General features: G+C 63.0%; 26 protein-coding genes. 9 read left to right on the forward strand and 17 right to left on the reverse strand.

The features are described from left to right. Positions 1-259: 259 nt before the first annotated feature. The 8 genes from recA to RLQ26_11665 all read right to left on the reverse strand — a co-directional run bounded on the left by recA (position 260) and on the right by RLQ26_11665 (position 7,516). Complete coding sequence (gene recA / locus RLQ26_11630; protein MEQ9089373.1) at positions 260-1,345, reverse strand: recombinase RecA; 1,086 nt, start codon at positions 1,343-1,345, stop codon at positions 260-262. A gap of 175 nt (positions 1,346-1,520) precedes the next feature. Further along, a complete protein-coding gene (locus RLQ26_11635; GenBank protein MEQ9089374.1) occupies positions 1,521-4,025 on the reverse strand; it encodes a PAS domain-containing protein in 2,505 nt (834 codons plus the stop codon). A 142-nt stretch (positions 4,026-4,167) separates the two neighbouring features. Further along, positions 4,168-5,253: a flagellar biosynthesis protein FlhB gene (flhB, locus tag RLQ26_11640; protein ID MEQ9089375.1), complete on the reverse strand. Its 1,086-nt coding sequence runs from the start codon at positions 5,251-5,253 to the stop codon at positions 4,168-4,170. 10 nt (positions 5,254-5,263) lie between these two features. Then, complete coding sequence (fliR, locus tag RLQ26_11645; protein ID MEQ9089376.1) at positions 5,264-6,016, reverse strand: flagellar biosynthetic protein FliR; 753 nt, start codon at positions 6,014-6,016, stop codon at positions 5,264-5,266. 6 nt (positions 6,017-6,022) lie between these two features. Further along, the gene (gene fliQ / locus RLQ26_11650; protein MEQ9089377.1) at positions 6,023-6,289 is read right to left on the reverse strand and encodes a flagellar biosynthesis protein FliQ; all 267 of its coding nucleotides are present in this window, start codon (positions 6,287-6,289) and stop codon (positions 6,023-6,025) included. A gap of 19 nt (positions 6,290-6,308) precedes the next feature. Then, positions 6,309-6,614 (reverse strand): flagellar hook-basal body complex protein FliE, encoded by a 306-nt coding sequence (fliE, locus tag RLQ26_11655; protein MEQ9089378.1) that lies wholly within the window; start codon positions 6,612-6,614, stop codon positions 6,309-6,311. Positions 6,615-6,684: 70 nt separating this feature from the next. Further along, on the reverse strand, positions 6,685-7,092 hold the full coding sequence (gene flgC / locus RLQ26_11660; GenBank protein MEQ9089379.1) for a flagellar basal body rod protein FlgC: 408 nt from the start codon (positions 7,090-7,092) through the stop codon (positions 6,685-6,687). 19 nt (positions 7,093-7,111) lie between these two features. After that, positions 7,112-7,516 (reverse strand): flagellar basal body protein, encoded by a 405-nt coding sequence (locus tag RLQ26_11665; GenBank protein ID MEQ9089380.1) that lies wholly within the window; start codon positions 7,514-7,516, stop codon positions 7,112-7,114. Positions 7,517-7,746: 230 nt separating this feature from the next. Here RLQ26_11665 and csrA point away from each other — a divergent pair, with 230 nt between their 5' ends. From csrA to fliP, 5 genes are all read left to right on the forward strand, one after another. After that, entirely contained in the window at positions 7,747-7,971 is a 225-nt protein-coding gene (gene csrA, locus RLQ26_11670) for a carbon storage regulator CsrA (GenBank protein ID MEQ9089381.1), read from the forward strand. A gap of 120 nt (positions 7,972-8,091) precedes the next feature. Further along, complete coding sequence (locus tag RLQ26_11675; GenBank protein ID MEQ9089382.1) at positions 8,092-8,457, forward strand: EscU/YscU/HrcU family type III secretion system export apparatus switch protein; 366 nt, start codon at positions 8,092-8,094, stop codon at positions 8,455-8,457. Continuing rightward, positions 8,454-8,780 (forward strand): hypothetical protein, encoded by a 327-nt coding sequence (locus RLQ26_11680; GenBank protein MEQ9089383.1) that lies wholly within the window; start codon positions 8,454-8,456, stop codon positions 8,778-8,780. Before RLQ26_11675 ends, RLQ26_11680 begins: the two co-directional genes overlap by 4 nt. A gap of 5 nt (positions 8,781-8,785) precedes the next feature. Further along, complete coding sequence (locus tag RLQ26_11685; protein ID MEQ9089384.1) at positions 8,786-9,148, forward strand: flagellar biosynthetic protein FliO; 363 nt, start codon at positions 8,786-8,788, stop codon at positions 9,146-9,148. Between the two features lie 44 nt (positions 9,149-9,192). Next, complete coding sequence (fliP, locus tag RLQ26_11690; protein ID MEQ9089385.1) at positions 9,193-9,933, forward strand: flagellar type III secretion system pore protein FliP; 741 nt, start codon at positions 9,193-9,195, stop codon at positions 9,931-9,933. Positions 9,934-9,946: 13 nt separating this feature from the next. Here the strand turns inward: fliP and RLQ26_11695 are convergent, their stop codons facing one another. The 9 genes from RLQ26_11695 to RLQ26_11735 all read right to left on the reverse strand — a co-directional run bounded on the left by RLQ26_11695 (position 9,947) and on the right by RLQ26_11735 (position 18,662). Then, positions 9,947-13,114: a hypothetical protein gene (locus tag RLQ26_11695; GenBank protein MEQ9089386.1), complete on the reverse strand. Its 3,168-nt coding sequence runs from the start codon at positions 13,112-13,114 to the stop codon at positions 9,947-9,949. Beyond that, on the reverse strand, positions 13,111-13,872 hold the full coding sequence (locus RLQ26_11700; protein ID MEQ9089387.1) for a flagellar motor protein MotB: 762 nt from the start codon (positions 13,870-13,872) through the stop codon (positions 13,111-13,113). Before RLQ26_11700 ends, RLQ26_11695 begins: the two co-directional genes overlap by 4 nt. Then, complete coding sequence (locus tag RLQ26_11705) at positions 13,869-14,558, reverse strand: hypothetical protein (GenBank protein ID MEQ9089388.1); 690 nt, start codon at positions 14,556-14,558, stop codon at positions 13,869-13,871. The genes RLQ26_11700 and RLQ26_11705 overlap by 4 nt, the downstream gene beginning before the upstream one ends. Positions 14,559-14,570: 12 nt before the next feature. Then, entirely contained in the window at positions 14,571-15,212 is a 642-nt protein-coding gene (locus tag RLQ26_11710; protein MEQ9089389.1) for a protein phosphatase CheZ, read from the reverse strand. 23 nt (positions 15,213-15,235) lie between these two features. Then, on the reverse strand, positions 15,236-15,625 hold the full coding sequence (locus RLQ26_11715; GenBank protein ID MEQ9089390.1) for a response regulator: 390 nt from the start codon (positions 15,623-15,625) through the stop codon (positions 15,236-15,238). 124 nt (positions 15,626-15,749) lie between these two features. Then, the gene (locus RLQ26_11720; GenBank protein ID MEQ9089391.1) at positions 15,750-16,469 is read right to left on the reverse strand and encodes a flagellar protein FlbB; all 720 of its coding nucleotides are present in this window, start codon (positions 16,467-16,469) and stop codon (positions 15,750-15,752) included. Continuing rightward, positions 16,469-16,975 carry a DUF6468 domain-containing protein gene (locus RLQ26_11725; protein MEQ9089392.1) on the reverse strand — a complete coding sequence of 169 codons (507 nt, stop codon included), beginning with the start codon at positions 16,973-16,975 and terminating at the stop codon, positions 16,469-16,471. Before RLQ26_11725 ends, RLQ26_11720 begins: the two co-directional genes overlap by 1 nt. A 2-nt stretch (positions 16,976-16,977) precedes the next feature. Further along, on the reverse strand, positions 16,978-18,081 hold the full coding sequence (gene fliM / locus RLQ26_11730) for a flagellar motor switch protein FliM (GenBank protein ID MEQ9089393.1): 1,104 nt from the start codon (positions 18,079-18,081) through the stop codon (positions 16,978-16,980). A 44-nt stretch (positions 18,082-18,125) separates the two neighbouring features. Then, positions 18,126-18,662 (reverse strand): flagellar basal body-associated FliL family protein, encoded by a 537-nt coding sequence (locus tag RLQ26_11735; GenBank protein ID MEQ9089394.1) that lies wholly within the window; start codon positions 18,660-18,662, stop codon positions 18,126-18,128. 382 nt (positions 18,663-19,044) lie between these two features. Between RLQ26_11735 and flgF the strand changes: the two genes are divergently transcribed. From flgF to flgH, 4 genes are read left to right on the forward strand one after another with little or no spacing between them, the layout of a single operon-like run. Beyond that, a complete protein-coding gene (gene flgF / locus RLQ26_11740) occupies positions 19,045-19,764 on the forward strand; it encodes a flagellar basal-body rod protein FlgF (protein MEQ9089395.1) in 720 nt (239 codons plus the stop codon). 17 nt (positions 19,765-19,781) lie between these two features. Then, a complete protein-coding gene (gene flgG / locus RLQ26_11745) occupies positions 19,782-20,567 on the forward strand; it encodes a flagellar basal-body rod protein FlgG (GenBank protein MEQ9089396.1) in 786 nt (261 codons plus the stop codon). An 8-nt stretch (positions 20,568-20,575) separates the two neighbouring features. Then, on the forward strand, positions 20,576-21,556 hold the full coding sequence (flgA, locus tag RLQ26_11750; protein MEQ9089397.1) for a flagellar basal body P-ring formation chaperone FlgA: 981 nt from the start codon (positions 20,576-20,578) through the stop codon (positions 21,554-21,556). Positions 21,557-21,586: 30 nt separating this feature from the next. Then, complete coding sequence (gene flgH, locus RLQ26_11755) at positions 21,587-22,345, forward strand: flagellar basal body L-ring protein FlgH (GenBank protein MEQ9089398.1); 759 nt, start codon at positions 21,587-21,589, stop codon at positions 22,343-22,345. The last annotated feature ends 2 nt before the right edge of the window (positions 22,346-22,347 follow it).

Raw genomic sequence — 22,347 nt, forward strand, 5'->3', positions numbered from 1 at the left:
GTCAAATCCGTGATTGCGCGTCGTCGGGTATCAGGCGTGAGCCGCCCGCTTCCGGGCCGCCCTTCCCGCCTGACGATGCGGACAGGCCCGCGGCGAGCCACCGGCCGCGTTGCTTTTACCCTGTCATATTTGGGGTGTCCAGCAAGCGGCGCCAGGCCCGCCCGCCCGGCACGAATGCAACAATGTCCGCCAAAAGAGACGGGCGCCGGCCAGTTACGGCCCGCGCCCGATCATACAATTATCGCCCGACGACGATCGCTCAGTCGGCGCCGTCCTCTTCCTCGACCGCCGACGTGTCGCGCTCGTCAAGCATGGCGCCCGAAAGCAGGCCCGCTTCCTCGCGGATCCGGGCCTCGATCCTACGGGCCGCGTCCGGATTTTCCCGAAGGTAGGTCTTGGCGTTTTCCCGCCCCTGGCCGATCCGATCGTCCCCGACGGAGAACCAGGTGCCCGATTTTTCCACGACCCCGGCCTGAACGCCGAGATCGACCAACTCGCCCATCTTGGAGACACCCTCGCCATACATGATGTCGAATTCGACCTGCTTGAAGGGTGGGGCCAGCTTGTTCTTCACGACCTTTACCCGGGTCTGGTTGCCAACCACCTTGTCCTTATCCTTGATAGCGCCGATGCGCCGGATATCGAGACGCACGGAGGCGTAGAATTTCAGGGCGTTTCCACCGGTCGTCGTTTCGGGATTGCCGAACATGACCCCGATCTTGAGGCGTATCTGATTGATAAAAATCACCAGCGTGCGCGAGCGGGCGATGGACGAGGTGAGCTTGCGCAACGCCTGGCTCATCAGGCGCGCCTGAAGCCCCACGTGGGTGTCACCCATCTCGCCCTCGAGCTCGGCCCGCGGCACCAGCGCCGCAACGCTGTCCACCACCAGCACATCGACGGCGCCGGAGCGGACCAGCGTGTCGGTGATTTCAAGCGCCTGTTCGCCGGCATCGGGCTGACTGATCAGCAGTTCCTCGACATTGACGCCGAGCTTGCGGGCATATACGGGATCGAGCGCGTGTTCCGCATCGACAAAGGCGCAGGCGCCACCGAGCTTCTGGGCTTCCGCAACGACGTGGAGCGCCAGGGTCGTCTTGCCCGAACTTTCGGGGCCGTAAATCTCGACAATGCGGCCGCGGGGCAATCCGCCGATGCCGAGCGCGATATCGAGGCCCAGGGAGCCCGAGGAGATGGTCTCCGTTTCGACCACGGAATCGCCCTGGCCCAGCCGCATGATGGAGCCCTTGCCGAAGGCCCGCTCGATCTGGGAGACCGCGGCTTCAAGCGCCTTGCTTTTTTCGCTTTCGTTCTTGCTCACGACTTTGAGATTCGGCTCCGCCATCACTGATCTCCCTTATTTCATAAGCCTTTAGCTCAGGCAATCTCGATTTCCGGATTTCTCCGGTGGCCCGCCCCACCGGATATCGGGCGCCACGGACCGGGAGTATGTACACGTTTTGTTCTGCCTCGCAAGGGGAATGTTCTCCGGAAGGGCGCACGGCCCGGAACCGGCGAGGTCAGGCGGCGCGGTCGGCGAGGACGTCCTTCACCTTGCCGGCAAGCTGGTCGAGGCTGAAGGGCTTGGGCAGGAAATGAATACCCGGCTGGCCGTCGAGCCGGCGGCGGAAAGAATCCTCCGCATAGCCCGAGATGCAGATCACCCGCATGCTGGGGATCTTTTCCCGCACCGCCTGGATCAGCGCCGGGCCATCCATCTCCGGCATGACGACATCCGTGATCAGGATGTCGATCGGGTCTTCCAGCGAGTTCATGAGCTCGAGCGCGTTCTCGCCCGAGCGCGCCTCGAGCACCTTGTAGCCCTTGTTACGAAGGGCCCGCGCGCCGAACAGACGCACCGCGTCCTCGTCCTCCACCAGCAGCACCGTGCCCACCCCCGTCAGATCGGACTGTCGGCGCTCAAGAACCTCCGTCCTTTCGACTTCCGCCGCCTCTTCCACGTGGCGCGGCAGCAGGATACGGAACTTGCTGCCCCGGCCGGGGCGACTATCGACGGAAATGAAGCCGCCGGTCTGCTTGAGAATGCCATACACAGTCGCCAGCCCGAGACCGGTCCCGGCGCCAACCTCCTTGGTGGAGAAAAACGGCTCGAAGATGTGTTCGAGCACATCGGGCTCGATGCCGCTGCCGGTATCGCTGATTTCCACCAGGATATACTCTCCCGCGGATGCCGTCTCCGCGCCCCACTCGGTCGTGTGAACCAGAGTCAGGTTGCTTGTCTGGATCGCCAGCTTGCCGCCACCTGCCATAGCGTCACGCGCGTTGACGACGAGGTTGATGACGACCTGCTCGAACTGACCCTGATCGGCCTTGACCAGGCCAAGATCGCGGCCATGGGAGAGCGAGAACTCGATATTCTCGCCAATCAGGCGGCGCAGCAGGTTGGAAAGCTCGGCCAGGGTGTCCGTGATCGAGAGCACCCGGGGCTGCAGGGTCTGCTGACGGGAAAAGGCCAGAAGTTGGCGGACCAGGTTCGCCGCCCGGTTGGCGTTCTGCTTGATCTGCATGATATCGGCGAAAGACTGATCGCCGGGCCGATGGCGCACGAGCAGCAGATCACAGAACCCGATCATGGCGGTGAGCAGATTGTTGAAATCGTGGGCGATGCCGCCCGCCAGCTGTCCCACCGCCTGCATCTTTTGCGACTGGGCGAACTGGACTTCGAGTGCCTTCTGGCCCGTCGTGTCGAGCGCGTGCACAAGCAATCCCGAGACGGCGCCGTCACGGTCTTCCAGCCGGCTGACGAACAGCGAGACCACGGCCTCTTTCCCGCCCACCAGGTGCAGTTCCACCGGCCGGCCGTTCTCCATCCCGCCTGCGGCGGCGGCCAGGACGCTGCGGGCTTCGTCGCGCTGCTTTTCCACCACCAGGTCGAGGAACTGTCCGCCCGTCAGCGCTTCGCTGGCATTGCCCAGAATCGCCGCCATAGCGGCATTGCACTCGGTGATCCGGCCTTCCATGTCGAGCAGAATGATGCCGATGGGAGCGGCCTCGTAAAAGCGCTGAAACCGCCTTTCCGACTGGGCCAGAGCCTGTGCCCATTCGCGTTCGGGCGTGAGGTCGCGGACGACCGAGCGGGTCCGAAGGTTCGTCCCCTCGCCGACCACCGTCTGGGCGATCATGGCGGGAAAGCTTTTTCCCTGGACCCCCATGAGCCAGACCTCGCCCCGAAATTCCGGGTCCCGACAGGGGCTGTAGGGAAGATCTCCCGCCATCTTGCCCTTCACGAAATCGGAGAGCCGCCGGCCGCTCGTCAGTTGGACCGGCGTCATGCCGAGCCAGTCCGCGAATGTATGGTTGGCGAACTGGAAACACCCTTCGTGGTCGAGCGAATAGAATCCGACTGGCGCGTTCTCGATAAAGTCGGTGATGCGGGCCTGCTCCTCGAGGATCGCCTCGTGCATCTCGTGGCGCGAGGTCACGTCGTAGAACCGCCACGTCATGTGTCCCGGGAAATCGGGCACAGGATAGATGTCCGTCTGGTACCAGACCGATTTGCCGTCGGCCGCGATCACCTCGATTTCCGCCTGGCTCGCGATTCCGGACAGCGAGAGAGCCCGCAGACGCCGGAAGGCGCGGGCCGTCTCTTCCGTTCTGGCCAGGTTGCGCTCGATCGCCGCCATGGGATCGCCGCTGACGCGCCCGAACAGATGGTCGAAGGCCGCGTTGCTCTCGATCAGAACTTCATTGGTGCCCATGATGAGATAGGGCTGCGAGCCGGCCTGGAACGCCCGCCACATGATCGTCTCACCCTTGCCATGCCCGACACGAAAGGCGCGGACGAGCAGATAGGCCGACAGCCCCAGGCCGCCCAGCGCCATGCCTGCCACGACAAGCGGCGCTGTTTCGAGAAAACCCTCGGCCGAAAACTCTGTCAGCCCGTAGCCGGCAGCCGCCCCGGACAAAACCGCCCCGAGGCCGCCGAGCACGAGGTCGATCCAGCGCTGCCGGCGCTCGCGCACCTGCCCGTTGTAAGAACGACTATGTGATTGGACACCGCCCATGGCGACTCTTGCCCGTACCTCTCAGCCCCGTCCCTGCGCGCTCGCCGCGTGCCGCTTCGTTATGTAGCACAGCCATGATGGCTTTTCGCAAATTTATCAGCCCGTTACGCTGATTTTCCCGGACCGGGCCGGTGCCGGCGCGCTAGCGCCGGGCGCGGCTCCCGCGGCCCTGTTTCACGCCCATGACATAGCTGATGATCTCGGCCACGACCTTGTAGTGCTCGACCGGGATCTCCTGCTCGATCTCCATGCCGCCGAAAAGCGCCCGGGCCAGGGGCGGATTCTCGACTATGGGGACATCGTTCTCGTCGGCAACCTCCCGAATTTTGAGCGCGATCAGATCCGCCCCCTTGGCGACCATTTTGGGGGCATTCATCTTTTCCGGGTCCCAGGCCAGCGCCACCGCAAAATGCGTCGGGTTGGTGATCACGACATCGGCTTCGGGCACCGCGGCCATCATGCGACCCCGGGCACGTTCCGTCCGGATCTGACGCAGGCGGTTCTTGACCATGGGGTCGCCTTCCGTCTGTTTGAACTCGTCCTTCAGCTCCTGGCGCGACATTCGCATCTTCTTTGTGAATTCCTGGCGCTGATACAGGTAGTCGAGTCCCGCGATGACGGCCACGATCGCGAAAACGCCAACAAAGAGCTGACCCGAAAGCGCCTTGAGATCGCCCATCATTGTGGTCACTGCGAGGGTCGGCATCAATTCGATGTCGGAGAGCTGGGGCAGCAGAATGATGACGGCGGCAGCCCCCACGATGGCCAGCTTGGCGATCCCCTTGACGAACTCGACGATCGCCTTGAGGGAGAAGAGGCGCTTGACGCCCTCGAGTGGAGAAATCTTGGAAAGCTTCGGCTTGATGGCCTCGGGCGTCATCATGAAACCGTTCTGGACCAGCCCGGCAGCCAGCGCGAAAACGATCAGAATCCCCATCGGGACCGCGAGGGCGGCGCCCAGGTTGAGGAAGAGATCGCGGTACAGGTCGGGCGTGGAGGAAGCGGTAAGCGAGAATTCGTGCGCCATGGATATGTATTGCTGCAACAGCAACGCCAGATCGCGGAACGTCCCGGGCAGGATCATCACGACCAGGATGCTGCCCGCGAGGATCATGAAGGCGTGATTGACCTCGCGTGAACTGGCGACCTCGCCCTTCTCCCGCGCATCCTTCAGCCGTTTTTGGGTCGGCTCTTCGGTTTTTTGCGATTGGTCCTGATCGTCCGCCACAGGCGCCTGCCTACAAGCCGGTCATGGTTTCCTGAAAACTGTTCAGGAACCACATCATCATCACGGAAAGGGAGATTGCGAACACGAACAGGCCGATGCCCAGTTGGACCGGCAGGGCCACAAAGAAAATCTGCACCTGGGGCATCAGACGGCCGAGCAAGCCGACGCCGGCGTAAAACAGAAGCCCCACCACGAGAAATGGCGCACAGATCTGAACGGCGATCAGAAAGCTTTTCGCCGCCGTCTCGGAAATGGCGGCGGCGAAATCCCCCATTGGCAGAGGAGCACCCGGCGGAAAGACATCGTAGCTGTTGATAACGGCGCCGATCAGCATGTGGTGAAGGCCTGAGACAAAGATCAGAAGGACCGCCAGAATCGCCAGAAACGTCCCGATCAGGGCGCCCTGCTGGGCGGAGGTGGGGTCGAAGGAGAACGCATTCGCGATACCAAGCTGATAGCCAACGATCATCCCGGCCATTTGCAGCGCCGACATCATCAGTCGGGCAAGAACGCCGAAGAAGACTCCAACCAGCGTTTCACGCACAACCAGAACGAGCACGCCCAGTGGACTGGCCGGCAGGTCCGGCAAATCGGGCAGCACGACCGGCGTGACCAGAAGCGTAAAGAGCAAGGCGATGGCGAGACGCACGCGGGGGGTGACATAGGCCTCGCCAAATCCAGGCAGGAGCATCAATGCCCCGCCGAGCCGTGCAAAAACGAGGAATAGGTCGAAAATATCGGCGGGAAGCGAGATTTCGAGCATCGCCGATCAGCCGCCGGTGATGATGCGGTCGACCAGAGCCAGCGTGAACGTCGCGAGGGTCTGGTACATGAAAGGCAGCAGGAGAAACATGGACAGAAAGATCACAATGATCTTGGGCACGAATGCCAGGGTCATTTCCTGGATTTGCGTGAGGGCCTGAAAGAGAGCGACCACGAGGCCCGCGAAGAGCGCGATCAGCATCACCGGTGTTGCGATCTTGATCGTCACCCAGAGCGCGTCGCGGCCGATCTCCAGCGCCTGAACTTCATTCATCCCCTGTGTCCAGACCGCTTTAGATCGGCATTCGCATAATGTCCTGGTAGGCCTGGATGACCCGGTCACGGACGGCGACGACCGTCTGGAGCGCGATTTCGGCATTGGTCACGGCGGCCACGATATCAGTCATGTCCGCTTCGCCCTGAAGGGCCTTCGCAGTGACCGCCTCGCTCTGCCGGCCTGCCTCGACGGCATTATTGGCCACATCCTTCATCAAATCGGCGAAACTTTCGCCGGGATTGACGCGCGGCTCCATCCCGGCGCCGGATGGCCGGGCCGAATTTAGGTAAGCGGAGATTGCGCTCGTCGGATCAACAGCCATGTCTTTGTCCCGTCACATATTTTACGTTGTGAGTCTTGCGTCGTGAGTCGCCGCCGGTCCCGGCCCCGCGCTACCGGATGATGCCGAGTGTGCTGCGCAGCATGGTCTTGGACACCTCGATGACGTTGAGGTTGGCTTCGTAGCTGCGCTGGGCCTCGCGCATGTCCATCACCTCGATCAGGGTATTGACGTTGGGCATCATCACGAAGCCGTTGTCATCCGCCGCCGGGTGGCTTGGATCATGCGTCTTGACGAAATCGGACTTGTCCTCACCGATCTTTTTCACTGCGACGGTTTCGACGCCCTTCTCGCGGTCAAGCTCGTTCTTGAATGAGATTGTCTTGCGCCGGTACGGTTCGCCTTCCGGCGTGTCGGCGGCCGAACTCGCATTGGCGACGTTCTGCGCGATGACTTTCATTCGCGCGCCCTGCGCCTTCAGGCCAGAAGCGGAGATTGTCAGCGCGTCCTTGAGGTCCATGGGTTAACTCCTTTGGTCTCTAGCGCTGGCGGCCAAGCGCCTGACGGATCATCGAGGCGTGCTTGTTGTAAAGCGTGGTCGAGGCCTCGTATTCCATGGCGGTCTCGGAAACCTTCAGCAACTGATCCTCGAGCGTGACCGCATTGCCGGAAAGGGAAACGCTGTCGCGGGACTTCGTTTCTTCGGCCCGGAAGGGACCCTGGGGCCGCACGCCCTGAATATGGGACTCGTTTGTCGCCACCGGCTTGAGAGCCGCGGATGTACGATTGACGAGCTGCGAAAAATCGGGCCGCGGCACGTCCTTGGGGCGGTAGCCGGGCGTGTCCAGATTGGCGACGTTCCGTGCCAGCACGGTCTGCCGCTGGTTGAGCCAGGTCATGTGCCTGGTCATCGCCTTGAAGAGGGGTAGTTTGTCGATGTTCATACGGCCGCCGGTCGCACTGCCCCGATTTGAGAGGGTCCCGTGGGTTTCGGCCGTCCTGGCGCTCGACTTTCGCCCCGGCTTTTCAGGGCGTACGGTGTATTTTCGCTTTCATGAAGTATCGGTTTATGGTGTTAATAAAGCGTAAAATCCCGGTGTTTCTCACACTTCGGGCCCGGACACACCGCCCGGACAACACCCGGCCGGGCACCACGTAAGCGACAGGACGTTGCATGCTCTATCTCACCCGTAAGGTTGGCGAATCGGTCATTATCGACGACAATATCGAGATTACAGTCGTCGAGGTCCGCGGTAAGACGATCAAGCTCGGATTCGAATTTCCGGCCGATGTGACCGTCCTGCGCCGCGAGCTTTACGAGAAAATCCAGGCCGAGAACCGCGCCGCCGCCGAGGGCAGCGAAGAATTCGCCAAGACTCTGGCGTCGAAGTCGAAATAAGCCGCCCGCGCCCCGGCGCCGTTTCCACCACGCCTCCCGCTTAAAGAAATTTTTAAGCATAACGCGTTAGGAATATCCCACGGGTCCATGGAGACCTTACCCAGGGATTTAGGCTGGCGCGTGACGGACTACCCATCCAGAAAACCGGAATCTCCCGCTGCCCGGGCGCGCGCCGATCTGCCGCCGCGCAACACCGTTGCGGTTGCGGTCCGGGGCGAGGCCGCGCCCGAGGACGGGCGACCGGACTCCCGGGCCCGAATCGTCGCCAAGGGCCGGGGTCGGCTGGCAGACCAGATCGTGCAGATGGCCTTCGCCTCGGGCGTGCGGGTACGCGAAGACGCCGATCTGGCGGAGGTTCTCGAGGCGGTCGATTTGGACAGCGACATCCCGCTCGAGGCCATCGCCGCGGTGGCGGAAATCCTGGTCTACGTTTATCGCGCCAACCATCTGATATCGGCCGGGACCGCGAAGGATGGCACCCCATGACTGCAACCGAGGACGCCCGCCGTCGCCTTGCCACCCTGTCCGACCGTGTCGGGGCCGCCCGCGCCCGTCTGGCCCAGGGGGAGACGGTCGACCTTTCCGGCCTCGAAACCGAGGCCCGGGCGACCTGCGAGGCGATCACCAGGACGGGCGGCACGGACGCCGGCGCCCTGACGCCCCTGGTCACGATCCTGCTCGACGATCTCGACAAGCTCGGCGCCGAACTCGCCCGGCAGCACAAGGAACTGGGCGCGAAGCTGGGACAACTGAACACCCGCCAGCAGGCCGCCCGGGCCTATATCACCCCGAGCGGTCCGAAACGCTGACCGCCATGGACATCGACCTCACAACCTATCTTCGGTTTGGCGCCGCCCTTGTGGCCGTCCTTGGCCTCATCTGGGCCGCGGCCTGGCTGGCGCGGCGCCTCGGCCTCGGGCAGGGCATCCTGACCGCCGGCCCGCGAGCCGAGAAGCGACGACTTCAGGTGCTCGAAAGCCTGGCGCTCGACAGCAAGCGCCGGCTCGTCCTGGTGGGCTGCGGCGCCGACGCGCATCTCCTGCTGCTCGGGCCGTCCGGCGACCAAATCGTGGCGCGCCATATCCCGGCAGAAAACGCGACCGGGCACGACGATGGCGCCGAGGATCAAGCCGGGGACATTTCCCGGCCCGCCGCAGCCAGGCCGGCCACGTCATGATCTTTCGCCCGTCGAGACACCGTTGCCTGGGCCTGGCCGCCCTGATGCCGGCCCTGATGCTGGTCCTGGTGCTGGTCCTGGCGCCGCTCCCCGTTCTGGCGCAGACGCTTTCCCTCGATATCGGCGGCGATGGCGGCGGCGGCACGACGGGGCGAATCCTGCAGCTCATCGCCATCCTGACAGTGCTCAGCCTTGCGCCTTCGATCCTCGTGATGGTGACATCCTTCACCCGGATCGTGGTCGTGCTGTCCTTTCTGCGCAGTGCGCTGGGCCTGCAGCAGACGCCACCCAACGCTGTACTGATCTCGCTCGCGCTCTTCCTGACCGGGTTCATCATGGCACCCACGCTGGAAGCTGCTTACGATAACGGCCTGAAGCCGCTGATCGACGAGGAGATCTCCGAAGAAGTCGCCTTCGAGCGCACCATGACACCGTTTCACGGGTTCATGATGCGCCACGTCCGCGAGACGGATCTCGAGCTTTTCGTCGGCCTCATTCCCGAGGCCGAGGTGACGGGGCCGGATGACGTCCCGCTGCGTGCCCTCATCCCCGCCTTCATGATCAGCGAACTGCGCCGGGCTTTCGAGATCGGCTTTTTGCTGTTCGTGCCGTTTCTCGTCATCGACATGGTGGTGGCGTCGATCCTCATGTCCATGGGCATGCTGATGCTGCCACCCATCGTGATCTCGCTGCCGTTCAAGCTCGTCTTCTTCGTGCTTGTGGATGGCTGGTATCTCGTGGCCGGCAGCCTGGTCCAGAGTTACGGCGCGGGGGCCGGCCCCTAGCAGGGAACACCGTCTATTCGTTCGCCGGCTCAGCCGCGTCAGGCGTACTGTTTTTCCGGTTTCGATACGAGTCCAGGAACGATGCGAAGGCGCCGGCCTCAGCGACACGCGCCGAGACGGCGTCGAGGGTGCGGGGCGGGCTCGTTTCGTGGCTGGTAAGCGCCCGGAAATCCTTGGCGAATTGCCCCGCCGTCATGGCGACCTCGTATTTCCGCCGTAACTCGCCCAGTGCCTGTTCATCTCCCGCCAGGCCAAGCGCCATCCCCCAGCGCAGGATGATCCGCTGCGCGGCCGGGTCGAGCTCGTTGCTACTCCCGAGCTCCTCGAGCGCATAGGTGGCATAACTGAAGGCCGCCCGTTTCCAGGCCTTGGCGTCCATATGTATCTCGGCCCGCAGCAGTTCGGCCGCCGGGCCCACGTCGCCGGCGAGCCGCGTGAGGGCCTCCTCGCCCCGCCCGAGCTCGTTCAGGGCACGGGCCGCCAGACGACCGCGCGCACCGGCGACGGACGCCGCGACGGGATCCACTTCGCTCGCCGCAAGGGCCCCGAGTGCCGCCTCCGGATCGTTGTCGAGCAGACGGATCTCGGCCAGTCGCTGACCAGCCAGTGCCTTTTCCTCGCCTTCAAGGCGGAATTCGATCTGGTGATCGAGCAGAGATGCCGCCTGATCCAGCAGATCGACCGCGACGAGGCGTTCGGCCAGGTTACGTACAAGCCTGTCGCCCGCCGCGCCCGCCGGCGTGAGTTCGCGGAACTCCTCGTAGATAGACAGCGCCTCCAGGGGCGAAAGCCTGTCCGCGTCGCCGTCGAGATAGAGTGTCTGGAAGATCTCCCCCATGCGCTGGGTGATGGCCGGAACTTCGGGACGTCCGGCAAAGGCGGTGGCCGCGTCACGCAATGTGGATAGCGCCTCGCGGGGCCGGTCAAGGTCTTCCTGAAGCCCCGCCATCTGACGCAGGAGATTGAATTCGAAGGAATCTCCCCGCCAAGCGAAGCGCAGGCGCGTCAGCTCCTCGATCGCTTCCTCGGGCGTGATCCGGTCGAGATCGAGCAGCAGGCGCACGGTTTCGAAGGCGGCCAGGGCACGGCTGCGCCGATCCGTGCCGCGCGCCACCTCTTCCCAGATTGTGAGCGCATCCTCGGGCCGGCCAAGACCGGCCAGCACCCGACCCCGGAGATAGGCCCAGACATTGCTCTCGGGAGCGGAAAGCCGCTGGTCCTGCAAGGCAGCCAGATAGCTTTGAGCGGTCTGATACTGGCCCGCCTGGACCGCGGCCTCGGCCGCTTCCAGACCAAGCCTGACGGCGTAGGGAGCGGGCAGGCTGAGGAGCCGTTCGCCGGCTTCACGAAAACCGATGACGGCGCTCCCCCATTCTTCCCGCGCACCCGCCAGCGCCGCCCGCCACAGGGCGATGCCGGGCTCGTCATCGAGACTCGAATGACCGAGATCCTCGCCCGCAGCCGTCAGGTTGCCGGCCATGAGATGACTGGCACCGCGAAGTGCCCGCACATCCGGCGCCTCCAGGATGCGAGGGTCATAGGACACCATGAAATCGACGAGGCTGGCAGCCTCGCGGGTGATTCCAAAGGCGAAATTCAATTGCGCCAGTTCGAGCCGCAGCCGGTTACGATCGGCCTCGGGGGCCGCGGCCAGCGCGGACTCGATGGCCTGCTTTTTCTCGACGAAGGAGAGTTCGGGCGCCCCCCGCCAATGTTCCACAGGCAGGATGTAAGGCCCTGGCGCGGTATCGGGCGCCGGGAGGGCGCTCTGCGCGGCGCTCGAGAGGTAGAGCGGTCCGTCGGCGCCGATTTCGACGGCCTTGGCCACGACCGAGACATCGAGTGCCTCGACCCGGGGACTCACGACAAGGCCCTGCGCTGATTGTAGCAGGGTGAACTGGGCAAAGGCCCGGTCCTGTGCCAGCCCCTGTCCCAGATCCTTGAGCGGCACGACGATCAGCCGATCGCCCACTTCGGGATCGGCCAGATGGACCGGCCGGGATGCGTCGGTGACGGGCAGCACCACTTTGCCGCCGGCGGGTCCGCCGGGCCGCGTTACCACGTCCACCGGCTTGATTAACTGTGCCGGACTTTCCTTGAGTTCGACGATCCAGTGAGTGCCGTCGCGCTGGAGGCTGGGCTGATAGTTGGAAGGATTGCCGAGGCGCAGATAGGCGGCGCCCCCCGCGGCGGAGGGAGCGTTGCCGGCCTGTACCTGACGGTTGAACCTTGTATCGTCGGCCTTGAGCTGATCGAGCGTCATCCGCGCCGGGGCATCGAAGACGATCCACAAATAGCCGGCCCGGTTGAAAGCGGCGGCGGCGACAGATTTGGGCCAGGGAAAGGTCAGCTTGACCAGGCCCAGGCTGCTTTCCGCCGCGGCCACGTCGAGCGAGGCCTGCCCGTGCGCCAGAAGGGGCTGGGGCGGCTGGAGAGGCTCGGCGGTCTGCGGCGCCGCGGGGGCTGCCGGCGCGGGCAGCGCATCCAGAACGACCTTGTGGCCGAGCCGGAAATGTCGGAGCCGGGCATCGTTGCGCAGGGTCAAGCGCAGGGTCGTTTCCGAGTCCTTGCCCTCGCTCAGGACAGTTGCATCGGCAAAATGTTGCGGCACCTCTCGCTCGAGATCGCTCAGATCCAGAGTCGCCGTCGCCTGAAAACGGATATCGGCACGGTTCTCCTGCTGATCAACGCGATAAGGCACATGCGCCGGCCAGTCCACGACGAGCCGGCTGAATGCCTTGTGTTCACCCGCCCGCACGCGGACCCTGCCGGCCGCCTGACCGGACGGGGCCACTTTCGCCGGCATCAGGTCGATCGCGACATTGCCCGAATCGACGAAACTCCGGTACGTCATGGGTCCGGTGAGGCGCAGAGTGATCCCCCGGCCATCGGCGGCAGCCTCGGTCCCGGCGACATAGCGCCGCAAAGCCCGCACCGATTTCATGTAATCGGCCCTGAAGGGTGCGTCAAAGACGATCGTGAGCCGCCGGTCGTCCCGGGAGATTTCATGGCCAACCGGCCGGCCCCAATCGAAGACCAGCCGGCCGAACGTGCCGTGATCCCAGCCACGCACCGTCAGATCTTCCGCGGCGCGGGCCGGTTGCCCGGCGCCGATGGCTGCGACCAGCGCCATAACGGCCAGCCCGGCCGCGACGGCCCGAATGGCGTCTTTCGCGCTCACTCCGCTTTCCTCGCTCTTATGATGATGTCGACGCGATCGGCCGGAAGTGCGCCACCTCCCGGCAGGGACGCAGGCCTTCCCGCCTGTGGCGCGCCATATCCGAAGCTTCCGATGCCGCGCGTATAGCCGGCCGCCTTGAGTGCGTTGGCGGTGACGATGGCCCGGCTGGCGGACAGATTCCAGTTCTGGTCGAAGCTTCCGCCCGGTCCCGTGGCGGAGACAGGGGCGGCGGCATGGCCATGGACCTCTACCTGATTGCCGATATGGCGAAGAATGCCACCGAAGGCATCAAGGGCCTCGCTGCCTTCGGGACGAAGCGAGACGCTTCCGCCCTCGAACAGCAGCCAGCCCGGCAGCGAAATCACGAGCCTGTCTTCCTCCACCATCATTTCGGCCGCGGCCAGTCTCTGACCGACCAGACTCTGGCTTTCGATAATCCCCGCCAGATAATCGAGGTCGGCCGCCGCATTGGGCCGCAGCAACTGGGCGTTCTTCTGGGTATCAGATCTTGGTTTTTCGGCCTCGCGCGCGGGGGCGCTTTGCGTCGACAAGGCGGTCGTCAGCGCTTCGAACCTATCTCCCTCGATCTGCTTCATGGCGAACAGCAGCACAAAAAAGGTAAGAAGCAGCGCCACCACATCAGTGAAGATGACAAGCCAGGCCCCCGACGGGACGCTCTCGCCCGCATGATCCCCGCCTGGCGGCCAATCGGCGCCGGGCCGTGTCTGGGTTTCCGCCATGTCGCCGGTTACAGTCATCGGCCTGCCTTGCCGCCGGGTGGGGGAATTGCGGGCAGTGCCGAGCCGCCGGCCGCGTCGCTCGGCGCGATCAGGATCCGAACCATGTCGGCATCTCCCCGGTCGACGCCGGAAAGCACCGTCCCCGCGCCCGCCCCGCGGCTGACGAGTGCCGCCGCGAAAGCGCCCGCGCGGCGAAGAGAAACCGGCGGCGTGCCGGCCAGCTCCTCATCTGAAATCCAATGCGACCCGGTGAGAAACTGGAGATCGAATCGGCGTGAGGCCTCCCTCTCCAGCGAGACCACGAGATTGTCGAGAAACCGCGCCGATTCGGGCCGAAGCCGGGCGTCACCCGGCACGAAGAAAACATCGGCCGGAATTTCCACCTTGAGCACCTGCCCGCCATGGACCACCTCTACCTGTGCAAGCGGCAACGCCGTCTGGACCAGACTGGAGATCCGGTCGATGTAAGGGTCGGCGCCGGGCGACAGCCCGACGCTCGCGACGAAGCGCTCGCCCCGGTATTGCCCTTTCGTCGCGTCGGCGAACGTCTCGCTGACACTGTTCAAGGTCGCCTCGGTCTTGACGTCGTTGTAACTGGACAGGCTGTTAAGCAGGACGAAAATTGCCAGGAGCAACAGGTACAGTCCGAGATAGACCTGGATTGCGCCCGGCTCCACCTGGTCATTGATCTCGTCGCCCGCCATCGGGTCACCACCCTAGTCGAAGCTGGCGAGAATGGCGTCGATATCTTCCTGAGTAGCGCCTTCGCCCGGCGTTGCCGGCCCGTTCAAAAGATCCGCTTCCGTTGTTGCGCCAGCGGTTCCTTCACTGGATACCGCCGCGGCCGTCTCCTTGTGCCTGCCGTCGGGATCGACGACTTCAAGAAGCTTGATAACCCGCTGCTCGATCAAACGGAGGGTGTTGACGACCTTGGTTACGCGTTGACCCGTAATGTCCTGGAAATTGCAGGCTTCATAAATTCTCGTAACCGCCATCTCCAGCTTCTCAGCCGCCTCGCCCTCGAGGCTACCGGTCACTTCCTCGATCGCCTCGGCGCATTCGAGGATTACGTTCGTGGCTTCCTCCGCCGCATCCACCACAGCACCCAACTCATCAGTTGCGGTCGGGATATCGTGGGTCTGGATGTGCTCCGGCTGCAGGGCCGTCACTTCCTTCCGCGTTTCTTCAATGGTTCGGGCCAAAGCCAGCAGTTCTTGCTGCAGGCGCAAGTCAGAGGCAGTCACGTCACCCTCCAGAGATTCAACAGCCGACTCCACCATCGCTTGGAGCGCCGCGGCATCGGGAATTTCTGCAACTTCGGCGGAAAGCTTGCTGACCTGGTCGGACGCAAAACTCATTACTGTCCCCCTCAGTACTCTTTCTAGAAAGCGCCTATGACGCTTTCGAGCTTGGTTTTCAGTGTCGCAGCGTTGAAGGGCTTGACGATATAATTGTTGACGCCCGCTTCTTTCGCCGCGATGACATTTTCTGTCTTGCTCTCCGCCGTAATCAGAATGAACGGGGTCGGACTAAGGTCCTTGTCGGCACGCACCTCCTTGAGAAGCTGGAAGCCTGTCATCGGCTCCATGTTCCAGTCGGAAATGACGAGCTTGAACCCCCCGTTGGCGCGAAGCTTCTGGAGTGCCGCGCTGCCGTCAGTAGCCTCCTCGACATTACTGAACCCGAGCTGTTTCAAGAGGTTACGGATGATCCTGAGCATCGTCTTGTAATCGTCGACGATCAGGATGGGCATATTCATATCAACAGCCATAAGTCACTTTCCATTGTCATTTTTTGGCCGGGTTCAGGGCCCCCTCCCGATCCCGGCAAGCGAGCCGACACGCCATGACCCTAAAAAATTGCGGTTAAATTGCCCTTAACACGAGATATCCCGATCAAGGTCTTTCGGCGACCTCGGCGGGTTCACGCTGGCGGGCCATTTCGAGGGTGACACCTTTCGCGCGCGCCGGGTCCATATCGGCCAGGATCGGCGCCGTCTTGCTTTCCTTCATCCGGCCGAGAACCTTGAGAAGGACATCCATCTCCAGATCATTGAAGATGCGCGCAGCGTCTTTCGACTTCATTTTCTCGTAGATCGTGACCAGGCTCTTGAGCTTGGCTTCTTCCTGCTTGTCAAATTTATCGATGAGGGCCTCTACGGTCCCTTTGAGCTGGGTCAGTTCCGCAATCTTCTGCTCGACCCGCGTTTCAGTCGCTTTCAGCAACCGATCGCGCATGGCAATATCTTCTTCCCATGCCTTCAGCTCGTTGCGACGGGTCACGAGACGTTGAAGAGTCAGTATCTCGGACTCCGTCATCTGGCTCAAATCCACGAACCCGTCAGCCGAACCCGCTGCCGTTCCCTGGTCCGCGACCGCTCCATCCGTCTCCACGTCCTCGGGTTCCGTACCGGCGGCCGCGCTTTCCGTCTGATCGCTCGCCTCTTCCGTCTCCTCTGCCGCCTGTGCCTGATTGGCCCGAAGGCTGAAACCGGAGTTCTGGTCCGTCATGTCCGACCAGAAGCCACCGATTTTGACGCTCAGCAGGACTCCGAGGCAGCCAATGGCGACCGGCAGGACCCGAAATCTGACCATGCGCCGGGGTTTGGCGGCCATCATCGGCCCCCGTCAAGGGCCCGCAACAGCCCCTCCGCCGCCTGCGACGGCGATCTCATCGGGCCAGGCTCACCCTGCCGGCGACGCACCTCCTCACGAAGCGCCGAGCGGCGCGGCGGCACACCGGACCCAAGCACAGTCTCATCCGGTTCCGTCACCTCTTTTGCCCGGGAGCCCATTGTTCTGCGCGCACCCGAGATCGATCCCTCCAACCGATCAGCCAGTCGCTGACCGCTGCTCAGGATGACATCCAGTTCATCACGAAGCGCTTTGCCTTCGCGCGTGCCTGCCGCCAGATCCCGCACCAGACCCTCGCCGGCCGACTTCATTTCGGTGACACCCTTTTCCGCGCTCGCAGCCGCCGCCTGAAAGGCGGCCAGCATTCCACCCATCTCGTTCTCATTGTTTTTGAAAACCTTGAGGCGATTGTTGAGCACGACACAAAACCCGATCATCACCGCAACCAGAACGATGAGGGCACCATCGAGAAAAAGGCCTAGTGTCATGTTCAATTATCCTTATCAGCACGTGACTTTCGGTCGATCTGGACCGCGATACGGCCGCGGGACCGCCCGACTTTTCCGGTAAACAGGGGAATATCGCCGCAGCAGATCTTGACGTCGGAATCCGGCATGGCGTCCAGCATCAGCCGCTCGCCCACTCTGATGTTCATGATTTGGGTCAGCGACATCAGTTGCTCATCGAGTACCGCCGTGACCTCGATATCGGTGGACCACAGCTCGGTCGCGAGATGGTTTTCCCAGATCGAGTCGTGGCCGAATTTCTCGCCAACAAACATCTGCAAGAGGAGTTCCCGGATCGGCTCCAGCGTCGCATACGGCAACAGCAACTCCATGCGTCCGCCGCGATCTTCCATGTCGATCCGGAAACGCGCCAGAATGGCGGCGTTGGCCGGGCGCGCGATGGTCGCGAAACGGGGATTGGTCTCGAGCCGCTCGAACCGGAAATTGACCGGGCTCAGAGGGTCGAAAGCGGCGCTGAGATCGGACAGGACGACCTGCATCAGCCGGTCGACCAGCGTGTGCTCGATCGTCGTGTAGGGCCGCCCTTCGATGGCCAACGGCACCGTTCCGCGACGACCGCCCAGCAACACGTCCACGACCGAATAAATCAGCGAACTGTCGACCGTCATCAGCCCGTAATCGTCCCATTCCTCGGCCCGGAACACCGCCAGCATCGCCGGCAGCGGGATCGAGTTGAGGTAGTCCCCAAACCGGACCGACGTGATGTTATCGAGCGAAACCTCGACGTTATCGGAGGTAAAATTTCTCAGGCTGGTGGACATCATGCGCACCAGCCGATCGAAGATGACCTCGAGCATGGGCAGGCGCTCATACGAAACGAGCGCACTGTTCACAATGGCGCTGACACCACCCCCGCCAGAGCCATTTTCGTCATCGTCGAAGCCCAGCAGGCTGTCAATCTCGTCCTGGTTGAGGACGCGGTTCTGCGGCACGTGATCGGCGCCGCCCTGGGAGTCGTCACCTTCCCCGTCGGTCATCGCCTCCCATTCCGCCGCCAGCGCGTCGGCGTCAGCGTCGGAATTGTCGTCTTCGGGCTTCTCTGCTGCTTGATCTGTCGTATCGGACATTCAGGACTCCGGCCAAAAGTAACGGGCCTAAGGCCTCGACGGGCTCACTGAACGAGCATTTCGGTAAAGAGGACGTCGTTGACCTTGATGGGTTCAACCGCTGCGCGGACACGCGCCAGAAGCTCCTCGCGCAGGCGGTGAATTCCGGCCGACCCTCGAAGATCCTCGGCCCGAAGTTCACGAAGGTAGACCTGAAAATGGTCCATAACCCGGGGCATGCGAAGTTCGACTGTAGCGATATCGCTCTCCTCCGGTACTTCCAGCGCCACCTTGATCTTGAGAAAGCTGGTGCGCCGGCCGGCGGCGTTGAGGTTGACGAGCATTTCGGGCAGCTCGACATAGACTGGCGGCGCCTCGGCCGTCTCCTCGCCAACAGTCTCATCGGCCACCACTTCGGCCTCGTCCTCGGACCCCAGTCCCGCCACGAAAAAGAGGGCCCCCAGGGCGAGAAGGAACATGACCGCCGGCAGGATGATAAAAAGGACAAGCCGCTTGCCGTTCCAGCTTTTCTTCGGCCCCAACTCGAGGTCTTCGCCCTCGAGGCCGCCGTCTTCAGCCTCTTCGTTCGTGACATCTGTCATCGGTCAGCCGCTCGCCCCTGCCCCGGATGACGAGCGCGTCGCCAACCCGGTGAATAATTGCCGGCAGGACATAAGGTGTTGCCCCGCAAGTCTCATGGGCAGGACCCTAAACAGGTTTTGTTAACGATAAGTTGAGCTACGGCGAAATCACGGCACGCCGGCCAAATAAATGCGGCAAAAAATGCCGGGCAAGCCCTGCATCGCGCGGCCTGACAGACCGGATTTTGCCGGGCGCCGATCAGCCATCCCGCTGATTTAGCGCCATTTCCACCATGGCACGCGAGATGCAAGACGAGGGGCGCACGGCACTCGCGCCGGGTGACGTCTTGCCCTTCGAGCGCGGTGCGAAAACGAACAGAACGGCGTTTACGAGGTTTTCCGCATGTCCACACTGGGCCATGTCACCCTTTCACGGCAGATGGTGTTGCGCAGCCAGCTTGATTCCATTGCGCACAACATTGCCAATGCTGAAACGCCTTCCTTCAAGGGACGGCATACTTTTCTGGTGGAAAAAGTGGCGCGCCCGCCGCAGGGGAACGCCATCTCCTTCGTTTCCACCATCGCCGATCTGCGCGATTTTTCCGAAGGGCCGCTCAAAACGACCGGTGGCGAGCTTGACCTGGCGATCCGGGGCGCCGGCTTCTTCAAGGTGGATAACGGATTTACCACCCAATACACTCGCAACGGCAGCTTCGAACTGGATTTCGACGGCCAGCTCACCACCAAATCGGGCTCACTGGTGCTCGACACCAATGACCGCCCCATCGTCATCCCGCCCGATGCCGGACCGGTCGCAATCGCCCGGGACGGCACGGTTTCGGGCCCCGCCGGGGTGCTGGGCACGATCAAGGTGGTCACCTTCGATGATCCGAACAGCCTGACCGATGCCGGGGACACGCTTTACACCGCAAGCCAGCCCGAGATCGAGGCCGAAGGGCATGAGATTCATCAGGGCGTGCTGGAAACCGCCAATGTCCAGGCGGTAATGGAAATTACCCGCATGATCGAGGTATTGCGCGCTTACCAGTCAGTGCAGCGCATCACCGAACAGAATCACGATCTGTCGCGCCAAACCATCCAGAAACTGACGGAAGTCAATTAGAAACCGGGGAACATCCCATGAAGTCACTCGATATCGCCGCCACCGGCATGCTTGCCCAGCAGCTAAACGTGGACGTCATTTCGAACAACATTTCGAATATGAACACCACGGGCTACAAGCGCCAGCGCGCCGAATTCCAGGATCTCCTCTACCAGAGCCAGCTTGCGGTCGGCTCCACCTCCTCCGATGCCGGAACTATTTCGCCGGCCGGCGTGCAGACGGGGCTGGGTGTGAAGGCGGCGGCGGTCTATCGGATGACCAACCAGGGCACTCTCACCCAGACCGACAACCCCTTCGACATCGCCATTCAGGGCAAAGGATATTTCGAGATCGACCTGCCCACCGGCGAGACCGGCTATACCCGTGCCGGATCGTTTCAGGTCAGCCCGGACGGCGAACTGGTGACGACCGAGGGATACCTGGTCCAGCCGGGTGTCACCATCCCCAACGATGCCACCAACGTGACCATCAACGAAAGTGGCGAGGTGATCGTCTCTCAGCAGGGCGTCGCCGCACCCATCAATGTCGGACAGTTAAGCCTTGTCGTGTTCCCGAACGAGGCCGGGCTGGAGGCCGAGGGGAGCAACCTTCTCACCGAAACAGCCGCCTCCGGCGGCCCCATCGCCGGCGTGCCCGGCGAAGCCGGATTCGGCTCCCTGATTCAGGGGTTCCTGGAATCGTCGAACGTGGACGCGGTGGCCGAGATTACCTCGCTGATCCGCGCCCAGCGAGCCTATGAGATGAACTCCAAGGTGATCGAGACAGCCGATCAGATGATGTCCACGACCACCCAGCTAAGGTAGGCCCAGCGATGAGACCGCTTACCCTTTTCTTCACGATCCTCGCCGCCATGGCCCTCTCGAGCGCGGGTTGGGCCGACACGCCCCTGTTGCGTCACCACGTTGTCGTCAGTGCGCCGAAAGTCACGCTGGGAGACGTGTTCCAGGGGGCAGGCGAGCATGCGGACACCGTCGTCGCCAACGCACCCGCCCCTGGACGAAGCATCGCCTATGACGGCGCGTGGCTCCGGTCAGTCGCCCAGGCATACGGGCTCGACTGGCGGCCGACCGGCACCGAGACCGTTCAGATCGAGCGTGCGAGCCGGCTCATCACGGCCGGTGAAATCAAGGCGGCCCTGATCAGGGCGCTTGGGAGTGCGCGCGAGGGCCCGCGGCACGGATCGGATACGATGTCGCTCAGCCTGGATAACGAGACCCTCCGTTTCGAGGTCAGCGAGACCGCCACCGGACCGGTCACGGTCGCCGATTTGCGGCGCCTCGATGATTCCGGGCGTTTCCGTGCAATCCTGCGCCTGCCAAGCGCTGGCGACCGGCCAGACGATGTGCAGGTGTCGGGGCAGATTCATCACATGATCGAGATCCCCGTGCTGACGGAACGGGCGGCGCCGGGCAAGGTGATCCGCAAACGCGATATCGAGTGGCTTTCAATGCGCAAGGAAGCGCTGGACCGCCGGGATATCGTCGACGCGGAGGCACTGATCGGAAAAAGCCCGCGGCGCGCCATTCGCGCGGGTGAACCGGTGCGCCACCGCGACGTACAGGAGCCGATCATCGTGAAAAAAGGCCAGATGGTCACGGTACGGTATGTCACGGACCGGATGACGCTCATCGCGCAGGGCAAGGCCATGGAGGACGGCGCCCGGCGCGAAGTCATCCGAATTCTCAACCTGCGCAGCAATTCGGTCATCGAAGGCGAGGTCGCCGGCCCGTCGGTCGCCGATGTTATCACCAACAAGATGTCGATCGGCGCTGGCGTAGCGGCGCTGAACTAAGGCCGGCCCACCGGCCCGGGAGTGGAATTCATGGCTTTTCTTTATTCGCGCCTCATCGTGCCGCTCGCCCTTGCCGCCGCCATGTCAGGCTTGAGCGCATGCAGCACGGTCGACCGGCTGAGCCAGGTCGGAGAGGTGCCGGTTTTGACCCAGATCGAGGATCCGACCCGGCTTGAGGGTTACCGGCCTGTGAGTATTCCCATGCCGGAGACCCATACGGCCGAGCGGACGCCCAACTCCCTTTGGCGCACCGGAGCGCGGGCGTTCTTCAAGGACCAGAGGGCCGGCCGCGTGGGCGATCTCCTGACCGTTCTGATCGATATCGAGGATGGCGCCAAGTTCAACAACAAGACACGGCGTTCGCGCAAGAACAGCGAAAGCGCCAATGCGGACAAGCTGCTAGGGCTGGAAAGCAAGCTCAGCAAGATCCTCCCCGACGCGGTGGACCCTACGAACCTGGTGGATGCCGGCAGCGAGAGCTCGAGCGAGGGCGACGGCGAGATTGACCGTACCGAAGAACTGGAACTGACGGTGGCGGCGCTCATCACCCAGTCTTTGCCCAACGGAAATCTGGTGATCGTCGGCCGGCAGGAGATCCGCGTGAATTACGAGGTGCGCGAGTTGCAGGTGGCCGGCATCATCCGGCCCGAGGACATCAGCTCCACCAACAGCATCAGATTCGAGCAGATCGCGGAAGCGCGGATTTCCTACGGCGGGCGGGGCCATATTTCGGACGTTCAGCAGCCCCGCTACGGACAGCAGGTCTATGACATCCTGTTCCCGTTCTAGGC

It is taken from the genome of Alphaproteobacteria bacterium (genome assembly GCA_040220875.1).
GTDB lineage: Bacteria > Pseudomonadota > Alphaproteobacteria > JAVJVX01 > JAVJVX01 > JAVJVX01.

What these genes read in the sequence shown, in the direction of transcription:
- flgC (MEQ9089379.1), bottom strand. Translation starts at nt 7,092, where the DNA reads ATGGACCTCAAGGACGCGCTGACAATCTCCGCTTCTGGCCTGAAGGCG.
- RLQ26_11700 (MEQ9089387.1), bottom strand. Translation starts at nt 13,872, where the DNA reads ATGACTGTAACCGGCGACATGGCGGAAACCCAGACACGGCCCGGCGCC.
- RLQ26_11715 (MEQ9089390.1), bottom strand. Translation starts at nt 15,625, where the DNA reads ATGGCTGTTGATATGAATATGCCCATCCTGATCGTCGACGATTACAAG.
- RLQ26_11725 (MEQ9089392.1), bottom strand. Translation starts at nt 16,975, where the DNA reads ATGACACTAGGCCTTTTTCTCGATGGTGCCCTCATCGTTCTGGTTGCG.
- fliE (MEQ9089378.1), bottom strand. Translation starts at nt 6,614, where the DNA reads ATGGCTGTTGATCCGACGAGCGCAATCTCCGCTTACCTAAATTCGGCC.
- RLQ26_11665 (MEQ9089380.1), bottom strand. Translation starts at nt 7,516, where the DNA reads ATGAACATCGACAAACTACCCCTCTTCAAGGCGATGACCAGGCACATG.
- flgH (MEQ9089398.1), top strand. Translation starts at nt 21,587, where the DNA reads ATGGCTTTTCTTTATTCGCGCCTCATCGTGCCGCTCGCCCTTGCCGCC.
- RLQ26_11680 (MEQ9089383.1), top strand. Translation starts at nt 8,454, where the DNA reads ATGACTGCAACCGAGGACGCCCGCCGTCGCCTTGCCACCCTGTCCGAC.
- recA (MEQ9089373.1), bottom strand. Translation starts at nt 1,345, where the DNA reads ATGGCGGAGCCGAATCTCAAAGTCGTGAGCAAGAACGAAAGCGAAAAA.
- RLQ26_11635 (MEQ9089374.1), bottom strand. Translation starts at nt 4,025, where the DNA reads ATGGGCGGTGTCCAATCACATAGTCGTTCTTACAACGGGCAGGTGCGC.
- csrA (MEQ9089381.1), top strand. Translation starts at nt 7,747, where the DNA reads ATGCTCTATCTCACCCGTAAGGTTGGCGAATCGGTCATTATCGACGAC.
- RLQ26_11735 (MEQ9089394.1), bottom strand. Translation starts at nt 18,662, where the DNA reads ATGACAGATGTCACGAACGAAGAGGCTGAAGACGGCGGCCTCGAGGGC.
- RLQ26_11705 (MEQ9089388.1), bottom strand. Translation starts at nt 14,558, where the DNA reads ATGGCGGGCGACGAGATCAATGACCAGGTGGAGCCGGGCGCAATCCAG.
- flgG (MEQ9089396.1), top strand. Translation starts at nt 19,782, where the DNA reads ATGAAGTCACTCGATATCGCCGCCACCGGCATGCTTGCCCAGCAGCTA.
- fliM (MEQ9089393.1), bottom strand. Translation starts at nt 18,081, where the DNA reads ATGTCCGATACGACAGATCAAGCAGCAGAGAAGCCCGAAGACGACAAT.
- fliP (MEQ9089385.1), top strand. Translation starts at nt 9,193, where the DNA reads ATGCCGGCCCTGATGCTGGTCCTGGTGCTGGTCCTGGCGCCGCTCCCC.
- RLQ26_11710 (MEQ9089389.1), bottom strand. Translation starts at nt 15,212, where the DNA reads ATGAGTTTTGCGTCCGACCAGGTCAGCAAGCTTTCCGCCGAAGTTGCA.
- fliR (MEQ9089376.1), bottom strand. Translation starts at nt 6,016, where the DNA reads ATGCTCGAAATCTCGCTTCCCGCCGATATTTTCGACCTATTCCTCGTT.
- fliQ (MEQ9089377.1), bottom strand. Translation starts at nt 6,289, where the DNA reads ATGAATGAAGTTCAGGCGCTGGAGATCGGCCGCGACGCGCTCTGGGTG.
- flgF (MEQ9089395.1), top strand. Translation starts at nt 19,045, where the DNA reads ATGTCCACACTGGGCCATGTCACCCTTTCACGGCAGATGGTGTTGCGC.
- flgA (MEQ9089397.1), top strand. Translation starts at nt 20,576, where the DNA reads ATGAGACCGCTTACCCTTTTCTTCACGATCCTCGCCGCCATGGCCCTC.
- RLQ26_11685 (MEQ9089384.1), top strand. Translation starts at nt 8,786, where the DNA reads ATGGACATCGACCTCACAACCTATCTTCGGTTTGGCGCCGCCCTTGTG.
- RLQ26_11720 (MEQ9089391.1), bottom strand. Translation starts at nt 16,469, where the DNA reads ATGGCCGCCAAACCCCGGCGCATGGTCAGATTTCGGGTCCTGCCGGTC.